The 10,358-nt window shown below is 67.6% G+C and carries 11 protein-coding genes; 6 read left to right on the top strand and 5 right to left on the bottom strand.

Features of this window, described 5'->3' with window-relative positions; all coding sequences use genetic code 11:
• Window positions 1-307 precede the first annotated feature (307 nt).
• From E1263_RS25675 to E1263_RS25665, 3 genes are all read right to left on the bottom strand, one after another.
• Window positions 308-1,450 (bottom strand): class I SAM-dependent methyltransferase, encoded by a 1,143-nt coding sequence (locus tag E1263_RS25675; RefSeq protein WP_132171743.1) that lies wholly within the window; start codon window positions 1,448-1,450, stop codon window positions 308-310.
• Window positions 1,451-1,459: 9 nt separating this feature from the next.
• Window positions 1,460-2,056, bottom strand: coding sequence for a peptidoglycan-binding domain-containing protein (locus tag E1263_RS25670; protein WP_132171741.1), 597 nt, complete (start codon window positions 2,054-2,056; stop codon window positions 1,460-1,462).
• Window positions 2,057-2,124: 68 nt separating this feature from the next.
• On the bottom strand, window positions 2,125-2,604 hold the full coding sequence (locus E1263_RS25665; protein ID WP_132171739.1) for a peptidoglycan-binding domain-containing protein: 480 nt from the start codon (window positions 2,602-2,604) through the stop codon (window positions 2,125-2,127).
• Between the two features lie 293 nt (window positions 2,605-2,897).
• On the opposite strand from E1263_RS25665, the gene groES reads away from it, so the two are divergent.
• A complete protein-coding gene (groES, locus tag E1263_RS25660) occupies window positions 2,898-3,194 on the top strand; it encodes a co-chaperone GroES (RefSeq protein WP_132171737.1) in 297 nt (98 codons plus the stop codon).
• Between the two features lie 128 nt (window positions 3,195-3,322).
• Window positions 3,323-4,942, top strand: a complete 1,620-nt coding sequence (gene groL, locus E1263_RS25655; protein ID WP_132171735.1) for a chaperonin GroEL — start codon at window positions 3,323-3,325, stop codon at window positions 4,940-4,942.
• A 78-nt stretch (window positions 4,943-5,020) separates the two neighbouring features.
• On the opposite strand, the gene E1263_RS25650 is transcribed toward groL, so the two are convergent.
• Both E1263_RS25650 and E1263_RS25645 read right to left on the bottom strand, forming a co-directional pair.
• Entirely contained in the window at window positions 5,021-5,353 is a 333-nt protein-coding gene (locus E1263_RS25650) for a hypothetical protein (RefSeq protein ID WP_132171733.1), read from the bottom strand.
• A 2-nt stretch (window positions 5,354-5,355) separates the two neighbouring features.
• Window positions 5,356-5,952 (bottom strand): SRPBCC family protein, encoded by a 597-nt coding sequence (locus tag E1263_RS25645; protein ID WP_132171731.1) that lies wholly within the window; start codon window positions 5,950-5,952, stop codon window positions 5,356-5,358.
• Between the two features lie 87 nt (window positions 5,953-6,039).
• Here E1263_RS25645 and E1263_RS25640 point away from each other — a divergent pair, with 87 nt between their 5' ends.
• The 4 genes from E1263_RS25640 (at window position 6,040) to guaB (ending at window position 10,342) form a co-directional block, all read left to right on the top strand.
• A complete protein-coding gene (locus E1263_RS25640; RefSeq protein WP_132171729.1) occupies window positions 6,040-6,603 on the top strand; it encodes a TetR/AcrR family transcriptional regulator in 564 nt (187 codons plus the stop codon).
• Between the two features lie 112 nt (window positions 6,604-6,715).
• Window positions 6,716-7,327, top strand: coding sequence for an RNA polymerase sigma factor ShbA (gene shbA, locus E1263_RS25635; RefSeq protein ID WP_132171727.1), 612 nt, complete (start codon window positions 6,716-6,718; stop codon window positions 7,325-7,327).
• Window positions 7,320-8,696: a hypothetical protein gene (locus tag E1263_RS25630; RefSeq protein WP_132171725.1), complete on the top strand. Its 1,377-nt coding sequence runs from the start codon at window positions 7,320-7,322 to the stop codon at window positions 8,694-8,696. Before shbA ends, E1263_RS25630 begins: the two co-directional genes overlap by 8 nt.
• A gap of 131 nt (window positions 8,697-8,827) precedes the next feature.
• On the top strand, window positions 8,828-10,342 hold the full coding sequence (gene guaB, locus E1263_RS25625; protein WP_132171723.1) for an IMP dehydrogenase: 1,515 nt from the start codon (window positions 8,828-8,830) through the stop codon (window positions 10,340-10,342).
• The last annotated feature ends 16 nt before the right edge of the window (window positions 10,343-10,358 follow it).

Below are 10,358 nucleotides of genomic sequence, written 5' to 3'. Positions count from 1 at the left end.
CCCCAGTCCGCAAACGCCTCCGCTACCCCCGCCCCTAGCCAACCCCTTTGAGCCCGGCAGTGGGCAGGAAAAAAACCTGGGGCGGAGTTGCCGCTCGAGCCCCAGGTAAGCGGTCAGCGGCCGACCGGTTCTCAGGCCAGCCTGTCTAAGGCAGATGAACGGGCCGCTGCGCTTGTATGACGTCTTAGTGGCGGGCCCCCGGGGAGTGCATCAACTGGACGCAGCACCTCGTCCGCCGGCTAATCACCCGGGGGCCCGCTCGTGGTTCGATCATATGTTCGAATACGCTTCGAACGCAAGTCCTGCTTTACGGGCGGCGGCAGGAGTAGGCGACGGCGTCGCGGCCGATGCGGGTGATGATGAGGGTGGCGGAGGTGGTGCCTTTGGGGGAGAGCTTTTTGCGGAGGACGGCGGGGTCCAGGTCCACGCCGCGCTTCTTGATCTCGAGGGTGCCGATGTCCGCGCTGCGCACCCAGGCGCGCAAAGCCTTCTCCTTGTACGGCAGCTCTTCGATCACCTCGTACGCCGACGCGAGCGGAGTCTCGACGAGCTTGTCGGCCGTCACGTAGGCGATCCGCGGATCCAGCAGCCACCCGTCGACCGCAGCAGCCACCGCAGTCACCAGACCAGCCCGTACGACGGATCCGTCCGGCTCGTAGATGTAGTTGCCGACCGGCCCGCTGTCAGTCTCCGGTGCGTCCGTCACGGTCGCGCCACCCGGCAGCAGCGTCGCGCGCCGCGCAGTGCCGGAGTACAAAGCCCCAGACCACAGCGCCGCCTCCTTCACCTCGCCCGCGTCGCTGATCCACTCCGCCTCGACCCCATCCGGTACTGCGTCGTGCGGGATCCCCGGTGCGACCTTCACGCACGCGGTGCGTTCCAGCAGTCCCGTGACGAAGCTCCACGGCGGCGAATAGGCGTTGTGGTCGAACACTCGGCGCCCATCCGCTCGCCGCGCCGGGTCGGCGAACACGACGTCGTACGGCGTGATGTCCGTCGACTCTGCATCGCCGACCAGTACCTCGCCGGGCAGGTCGAGCGCAGCGAGGTTGGCGCGCGCAGCGGCAGCGGTCTCGGGATCACGTTCGACTCCAGTGACCCGAAGGCCGGCTCGGGCCGCGCTGATGAGGTCTCCGCCGATTCCGCAGCCCAGGTCGACCACACTGCTGCCCGGCAATGCCGCTGCGATCCGGGCGGCCCGGTGAGTGCCCACGACGGTCCGAGTGGACTGCTCATAGCCGTCAGGTGTGAAGAACATCCGTGCGGCATCCGCACCGAACTTCGCGACAGCCCGGTGTCGCAGTGCGGCCTGCGTGACCGCAGCACTGACCAGCAACCCGTCGTACCGGCGTCGGAGCTTCTCTACGACCTGCAGCTCACGCCCAACCTGGTACTCCGCACAAGCGGCCGCTAGTACTTCGGGAGCGTCCAGTAGAGCGGTGACAGTCACCCGCGCAGTTTAGAGCGGGCTGGAACAGGTCTTGCTCCAGCTGCGGGTGCTGGTGGAGTAGAGGCGCCAGTTCATCGCTGAGCGGGTCTTGGGGCCGTAGATGCCGTCCGCGATGATCTTGTGCTTGCGCTGGACCATGGTGACGACGCCGCGGGTGTTCTTCCCGTAGATGCCGTCGATGGCGAGCTTGGTGCCGTAGCAGGAGTTCAGGTTGCGCTGCAGGACCTGGATCGACGTCTCGGGATCACCCGTCCGGTCGGATCCACGGTGCGGGTTGTCGCCGTACTTCAGGTTGCAGTCGGTGCTGTTGCTGCCGTTGACCGACGGCATCGGGATGCCCCAGGTCTTGTTGACCGGGATCAGCCGAGCGGAGCGGCACTGGCCCAGCTTGGCCTCAGCTGCAGCGGCCGCCTCCAGAGAGGTCTGGTCACTGGCCTTGTTCGCTGTCAGGGGCGCGGCCTGGTCGCTTGCCGGCTTCGGCGCGGCCGCCTCCTGCTTCTTGGAGGCGTTCGCCGCGACCGCACCGACCGCCAACGCACCTACGGCGGCGAGCACCACGAGGGTGCGGCCGGAGAGTTTCGGCAGCTTGGGGAGCGAGAAAGCCATGGGAAGACGGTCCCACGCCGGCCCGGGTTAGGCCAGCGTGTGACCACTATCCGCACACGGCCGAGTGCTCAGAGCTTGTCGTAGCAGGCCTTGCTCCAGGCGTTCGTGGTCGGGTTGTGCATCCGCCACTTGATCGCCGAGCGGGTGTTCGGGCCGTAGATGCCGTCGGCGGGCAGCTTGAGCTTCTTCTGGACCGCCTTCACTGCGGCAGCGGTGTTGGCGCCGTACTTGCCGTCCTTGGCCAGCTTGTAGCCGTAGCAGTAGTTCAGGTTGCTCTGCAGCGCCTGGATCGCCTTGGCCGGGGCGCCAAAGGGGTTCTTCGGGTCGCGGTGCGGGTTGTCACCGAGCTTCAGGTTGCAGGTGGTGCTGGTGCTCTCCCACTCGCCCGGGACGAAGACCTCCCAGCCACCCCCGACGCTCTTGAAGGAGGCGTCGTCGCACTGGTTGAGGGCTGCGGCCGAGGCGGGTGCAGCTGAGGCGACCAGCGGTGTGACGGCGAGTGCGGCCACTGCGAGTGCGACAACGGAGTTGCGGAGTCGTACGGACATGATGACCTCTCCAAGATCAGGACCCCGCCGGTGCGGAGTCTTGTGCGGGGTGAGACACCGATCGTGACGAAAAGGTTCGGATTCGCTACCCGAAGTGATCGCTCCTTGATGTCTCGTATCGAGACAGACTTGGCACTCGAGTTGACCGAGTGCTAATCGCGGCCTAGATTCGGTGTTGGCACTCTCCTAGTGAGTGTGCCAACGGTCCGGCCTCCTGAGCCCCGCGACGGCAGGGGAGCGCGACCGCGCAGTACCACAGACAAAAGTGCGAATTCGACCGTGGAGGTCAGCAAGTGTCGGTCACGATCAAGCCGCTCGAGGACCGCGTCCTCGTCGCGCCGCTCGAAGCCGAGCAGACCACGAAGTCCGGCCTGGTGATCCCGGACACCGCCAAGGAGAAGCCCCAGGAGGGCGAGATCCTCGCCGTCGGTCCGGGCCGGATCGACGACAACGGCAACCGCGTCCCGCTGGACGTCACCGTTGGCGACAAGGTCATCTACTCCAAGTACGGCGGCACCGAGGTCAAGTACGACGGCCAGGACTACCTGATCCTGGGCGCCCGCGACATCCTCGCAGTCGTCAGCAAGTGACGACCGCCCACTGTTCCTGACTGACACCGCCCCGGCCGCCTCTGGCACCGGGGCGGAGCCGGTCAGGGCAGTGGGACCTGGATCGAAACCTGCTACGCGAGACATTCAGAAAAGGACTGGTTTTCTTCATGCCGAAGATCCTCGAGTTCGACGAGAACGCTCGGCGCGCGCTGGAGCGTGGCGTCGACAAGCTCGCGAACACGGTGAAGGTGACGCTGGGCCCGAAGGGCCGCTACGTCGTCCTGGACAAGAAGTGGGGCGCCCCGACCATCACCAACGACGGTGTGACCGTCGCCCGTGAGGTCGAGCTGGACGACCCGTTCGAGAACCTTGGTGCGCAGCTGGCCAAGGAGGTCGCCACCAAGACCAATGATGTCGCCGGTGACGGCACCACCACCGCGACGGTGCTGGCGCAGGCGCTGGTGCACGAGGGCCTGCGGGCCGTCGCCGCCGGGGTCAACCCGATGGGCCTCAAGCGCGGGATCGAGGCGGCTGTCGAGGCCGTCTCCGCGCGGCTCGTCGAGACCGCCCGGCCGGTGGACAACAAGGGCGACATGGCCCACGTTGCCACCATCTCCGCCCGGGACGCCGAGATCGGCGCCCTGATCGCGGACGCGTTCGACAAGGTCGGCAAAGACGGTGTCATCACCGTCGAGGAGTCGAACACCTTCGGGACCGAGCTCGAGTTCACCGAGGGTATGCAGTTCGACAAGGGCTACATCTCGCCGTACTTCATCACCGACGCCGAGGCCGGCGAAGCGGTGCTGGAGGACCCGTACATCCTGATCCACCAGGGCAAGATCTCCGCGATCGCGGACCTGCTGCCGCTGCTGGAGAAGGTCGTGCAGTCCGGCAAGGCGCTGCTGATCATCGCCGAGGACGTCGAGGCCGAGGCCCTGTCCACCCTCGTGGTGAACAAGATCCGCGGCAACTTCACCTCCGTCGCCGTCAAGGCGCCGGGCTTCGGTGACCGCCGCAAGTCGATGCTCGAGGACCTCGCTGCCCTCACCGGCGCCCAGGTCATCGCGCCGGAGGTCGGGCTGAAGCTCGACCAGGTCGGCCTCGAGGTGCTCGGTACGTCGCGCCGCATCGTCGTCACCAAGGACAACACCACTGTTGTCGAGGGTGCCGGCAAGGCCGACGACATCGAGGGCCGGGTCAACCAGATCAAGGCCGAGATCGAGCGGACCGACTCCGACTGGGACCGCGAGAAGCTGCAAGAGCGGCTCGCGAAGCTCGCCGGTGGCGTCTGCGTGATCAAGGTCGGCGCGGCCACCGAGGTCGAGCTCAAGGAGAAGAAGCACCGGATCGAGGACGCCGTCTCCGCGACGCGCGCCGCGATCGAAGAGGGCATCGTCGCCGGTGGCGGCTCTGCTCTGGTGCACGCTGCCACGGTGCTGGACGACGGCCTGGGCCTCGAGGGCGATGAGCTCGCGGGTGTCCGGATCGTTCGCAAGTCGGTTGTCGAGCCGCTGCGCTGGATCGCCGAGAACGGTGGCTACGAGGGTTACGTCGTGACCTCGAAGGTTGCGGAGCTCGAGGTCGGCAGCGGCTTCAACGCCGCCACCGGCGAGTACGGCGACCTGCTCGCCCAGGGTGTCCTGGACCCGGTCAAGGTGACGCGTTCCGCGCTCGCCAACGCCGGTTCCATCGCCGCCCTGCTGTTGACGACCGAGACCCTGATCGTCGACAAGCCCGAGGACGACGAGCCCGCCGCAGCCGGTCACGGCCACGGCCACGGTCACTGACCTCAGGTAAGTAGTACGTAGTAACAACAGCACCGCCCCGGCACCTTGTGTGTCGGGGCGGTGTTTCAATTCCGGGTTTCATTTCGCGCGCAGCCGCCGTACGACGGTCACGGCGATCGCCACCGCGATCCCGGCGGCACCGAGCAGGTAGGTGATCGTCGGGCTCATGAACTTCGACAGGCTCGGAGCCTCGCTCGGACCGAGCAGCCAGACCGCGACCGGTACGGCGTACGCGGTGGTGAGGGCGGTTGCCCAGAGCCGGACGACGCGCTGGCGGAGCGCCTTGATCAGCACGATCAGGACCGGGATGCCGCCGAGGAACGCCCAGCCGGTGAGCACCATCACGGGGAAGATCCAGGCGGCGATCACGATGCCGCGCGACGGGCCGCGAGTGAGAGTGGTGGTCGTCATCGTCAGCAGCCCTTCTCGGACTCGGCCTTGAGGTCGGTCAGCCAGGCGTCGAGGCCGATGCCCAGGAACGTGCGGGACACCTCCGGCATCGCCTCGACCTGAGCACCGGTCCAGCTCTCCTCGGTGCGCACGATCGTGCCGCCGCGAACCTTCTCGAAGTTCCAGACATGCACACCGCGGTCGATCGTCAGCCCCTCGCCGATGGCCGGGCCGCTCCAGCGCAGGCACTGGTTGTGCTTGGCCTGGTGAACCGTCGAGGTGATCACCAGCGTCGTCTTGGGCGTGTACGGCGTTGCCTCGACCGGGGTGGTCCAGCGGAACGCTGAGCCCGCGCGGAGGGGACCGTGGTCGAGGCGCTTGGCGCTCGCGACCGGCTTCTGCCAGCGCGTCCACTTCGCCACGTCCGTCTGCACCTTCCAGATCTTGCTGACCGGCGCCTTGATGAAGATCTCGTTCCGGTAGCTGATCTTCGAGCTCTGGTCGACCGTCTGCCCCTGGCAGGCCAGCGGGGCGGGGGCGGCAGCGGCGGGGGCCGGTGTGGGCCCCGCCAGCAGGGCTGCGGCGGCGAGCGGGGCGGCGATCAGGGCAGTGATGCTCATCAGGTTCTCCTTAGTGGTTATCGCGTTAGTTAGAAGCTATAACATTCCAAGGTTGAGAGTCAATAAGAAAAGTGAGAGGTTCTAACCATGGGTCCGAGAGAGCGCTACCGCGAGCAGGTCCGCGACGAGGTCAAGCAGCGCGCGTGGGAGCAGATCGCGACGGCCGGAGTGCCTGCCCTCTCGCTGAACGCGATCGCCAAGCAGATGGGGATGAGTGGGCCGGCGCTCTACCGGTACTTCGCCAACCGCGACGAGCTGATCACCGCGCTCATCCGCGACGCGTATCGAAGCCTCGCCGACACCGTGCGCTCGTCGTACGAGGCCGGTACGACGGACCTGGTCGGCCTGGCCGTGGTGATCCGGGAGTGGGCGCTCGTGGATCCGCACCGCTACCTCTTGATCTACGGAACGCCGGTGCCCGGCTATCACGCCCCGGCCGACACGACCGCGATCTCGGACGAGGTGATGGCCGTGATCGTCGAGGCGGCCGGTGCGCCGGCCACCGCCGTTCATCGCGGGTTGCTGTTCTGGACCCGCGTCCATGGTGTGCTCTCGCTGGAACTGGCCGGGCATTTCGCCGGGATGGATGTCGATCCGGCCGCGTTGGTGACGCAAGAGATCGGTGCGCTGGCCGACCGTACGGGCCAGTAGTCACGGATTGTGATGAAGTGGCCAGTAGCGGCCACGGATTGCCACTAGGCAAGCAAGAGGTGAGAGCCGTACCATCTTTCACGCTGACCGGTCCGACACGAGGGGGCGAGGGGTGACTGAGGTCCGAGTACCGCACACCCACGACCGGGTCGAGCTCAGGGATCTAGCAGCGCTTGCCGCCAACGGGGACCATGCAGCTCTCAACGACCTGCTCACACGGGTGCGCGCCGTAGCGCACCGCTATGTCCGGTCCCGCTTGTGGACCTATCCAGGCGGCGCCGACATGGTCGACGACGTCTCGCAAGAAGTCTGTGTCGCGGTCTTCGGTGCACTGGGCCGGTACCGTGACGAGGGAAGGCCCTTCGAGGCCTTCGTCTACGGCATCGCGGCCCGCAAGGTCGCCGATGCCCAACGCGCGTTCGCGGTTGCCGACGTCACCACGCCGGACATGCCGGACGGAGCGGACGAGTCGCCGACGCCTGAGGAGCATGCGGTCCGGCACTCGGAGGTCCAGCACATCATGGATCTGCTGGAGAGACTGCCGGAGAAGCTGCGGGAGATCCTGCGGCTCCGGGTGGTCGCGGGGTTGTCAGCCGAGGAGACCGGCCGAGCACTGGGGATGACACCGGGGGCGGTGAGGGTCGCACAGCATCGGGCGTTGAACACGCTCAGGGGGTATGTGGGGCATGAGGCACGAGGAGCAGGGGAGGGGCATCATGGCTGACCGATTCGATCTCGACGCGATCGACGCCGATGACGCACTGCTCGACCTACTGGCCGCTGGAGGGGAGTCCGCGCGGTTCGCGGGCGAGAACGACCCGGCCGTCGCGCTGCTGGCCGAGCTGCGACTGGCGGTAGAGGTGATCGACGAGCTTCCGGTGGAGACGATCGACGACGCGGAGAGCTTCCTGGCGCGTTGCGCTGCGCTGAACCCGGTGACGGACCCGTTCGCCCGCAAGATGGCGGCCCGTGGTCTGGCGCTCGGTGTCGCTGCGGTGGCCGCGCTGTCGGTCTCCGGGGTGGCGGCTGCCGTCAACGGCAACCCGCTGTCGCCGTACGAGAAGGTGATCGAGAAGATCACCGAAGCAGTCACGCCGACGACCGACTTCCCGAAGGAACAGCTCGACGGGCTGCCGGTCCTCGACAAGGCGAAGATCGTCAGGGTCCAGAAGAACTTCCAGAAGAAGCAGGAAGAGAAGGCCGCCGAGGCCGAGCACGACCGGACGCTGGCCAACGGCGAGCTGCCGCAGGGCAACCTCGACTCGCCGACGCCGCCGCTGGCGCGGGTGATGCCGCCGGCCAAGCCGTCGGTGATCGAGCAGCCGCCGCCGCAGCAGCCGACCACGCAACCGCCGACTCAGCCGCAGCCGGGCGACCCGACGACCAAGCCGACCGACCCGGCCCCGACCGACGGGCCGACGACGGAGCCGAGCACACCGCCGGAGACACCGCCGCCGTCGACCACGCCGACCGAGCCGCCGGCCACGCCGCCGCCGTCCACCGAGCCCACCACGCCGCCCTCGTCGCCGCCGACCAACAACGGCGAGACCGGGACGGGAAGCGAGCCCGGTACGGCGCCGAGCACGGCACCGACCACCCTTCCGGGCGACACCGGTTCGCTGCCGGGGCAGGACAGCCCTGGCGAGACCGGCGACGACAAGCCGTCCGGGGACGACAAGCCGTCCGGGGACGTCAAGCCCAGCACGCCGCCGCTCGGTGACCAGCCGGGTGACACGGGTGACAGTAAGCCGGAAGACAGCAAGCCTGAGGACAGCAAGCCTGAGGACAGCAAGCCGATCGACGCGGCCGCCGCACTGGCCAAGCTGATCGCGCCGGTGCTGCCGACCCCGTCCGGTTCGCCGGCCGAGGCACAGCGCGTGGTGCAGTACTTCGGCGGCGGGCTGGAGCTGACCGGCAAGCACTCCAACGGCAAGGTGACGACCGGTTCGGTCCGCGAGAAGTACACCAAGGGCAAGCACTCCAGCGGCTCGTACGCAGAGGGCAAGCACGCGGCGATCGAGCGGACCCACGGCTCGCTCGACGACGTGACCGTCCTGCGGATCCTCGGCGTACTGAACAAGCGCAGCAACTAACACTGAACACCGATTCAGGGCCCGGGCAATCGCCCGGGCTCTAGTCGTGTTCGGGCACCGATTCTGACTCCTCGTAATGGCGGCATACGATGGTGGTCCGTTCTCGCCGGACAAAGGTGCACGTTTTTCCCATGGACATCACAGCCGCTGGAGTTCCTGACAAGTTTGCCGCCCTCGGCCTGACCTTCGACGACGTTCTGCTGCAGCCGAACGAGTCCGATGTCATCCCCTCCGAAGCCAGCACCCGGTCCCGGGTGAGCCGCAACATCGAGGTCAACATCCCGCTGCTGTCCAGCGCGATGGACACCGTCACCGAGGCCCGGATGGCGATCGCCATGGCCCGCCAGGGCGGTCTGGGCGTGCTGCACCGCAACTTGTCGGTCGAGGACCAGGCCCAGCAGGTCGACCTGGTCAAGCGGTCCGAGTCCGGCATGATCGCGCAGCCGATCACCATCGGCCCGGACGCCTCCATCGGCGAGGCCGACGCGCTCTGCGCGCAGTACCGGATCTCCGGTGTGCCGGTCGTCGACAACGCCGGCGTCCTGGTCGGCATCGTGACGAACCGCGACATGCGCTTCGAGAACGACATGGAGCGCCCGGTCCGCGAGGTGATGACCAAGCAGCCGCTGATCCTCGGCAAGCAGGGCATCTCCGCCGACGACGCGATGGCGCTGCTCAGCAAGCACAAGGTCGAGAAGCTGCCGCTGGTCGACGACGCCGGCAAGCTGACCGGTCTGATCACGCTGAAGGACTTCGTCAAGCGCGACCAGTTCCCCCTCTCCACCAAGGACGCCACCGGCCGCCTCATGGTCGGTGCAGCGATCGGCTTCTACGGCGAGGCGTACAAGCGGGCGATGGCGCTGGTCGAGGCGGGTGTCGACCTGCTCGTCGTCGACACCGCGCACGGTCACTCGCAGGCGCAGCTGGAGATCATTCGCAAGCTCAAGGCCGACCCCGCGACCCGCGGTGTCGACATCGTCGGTGGCAACGTCGGGACCCGCGCGGGCGCTCAGGCGCTCGTCGACGCGGGCGCGGACGGCGTCAAGGTCGGCGTCGGCCCCGGCTCCATCTGTACGACGCGTGTCGTGTCCGGCGTGGGCGTCCCGCAGGTGACCGCGATCTACGAAGCCTCCCTCGCCTGCAAGCCGGCCGGCGTACCGGTCATCGGCGATGGCGGCCTGCAGTACTCGGGTGACATCGCCAAGGCGCTCGTCGCCGGCGCGGACACCGTGATGCTCGGTTCGCTGCTGGCCGGCTGCGAGGAGTCGCCCGGCGACCTGGTCTTCATCAACGGCAAGCAGTTCAAGGCCTACCGCGGGATGGGCTCGCTCGGTGCGATGTCCTCGGCCGGCGGCCTGCGCAAGTCGTACTCCAAGGACCGCTACTTCCAGAACGACGTCGGCAGCGACGAGAAGCTGATCGCCGAGGGCATCGAGGGCCAGGTTCCGTACCGTGGTCCGCTGTCCGCCGTGGCGCACCAGCTGATCGGCGGTCTGCGCCAGTCGATGTTCTACTGCGGCTCCCGGACGGTGACCGAACTGCAGGACAAGGGCCGTTTCGTTCGGATCACCTCGGCCGGCCTGCAAGAATCGCACCCGCACGACATCCAGATGACGGTCGCAGCGCCGAACTACTCCGGCCGCTGATCCGCCTGCAAGCGAA

It is taken from the genome of Kribbella antibiotica (genome assembly GCF_004349055.1).
Classification (GTDB): domain Bacteria; phylum Actinomycetota; class Actinomycetes; order Propionibacteriales; family Kribbellaceae; genus Kribbella; species Kribbella antibiotica.
Note: the sequence above shows the minus strand (reverse complement) of the source record. Positions and strands in the feature narration are given on the sequence as shown.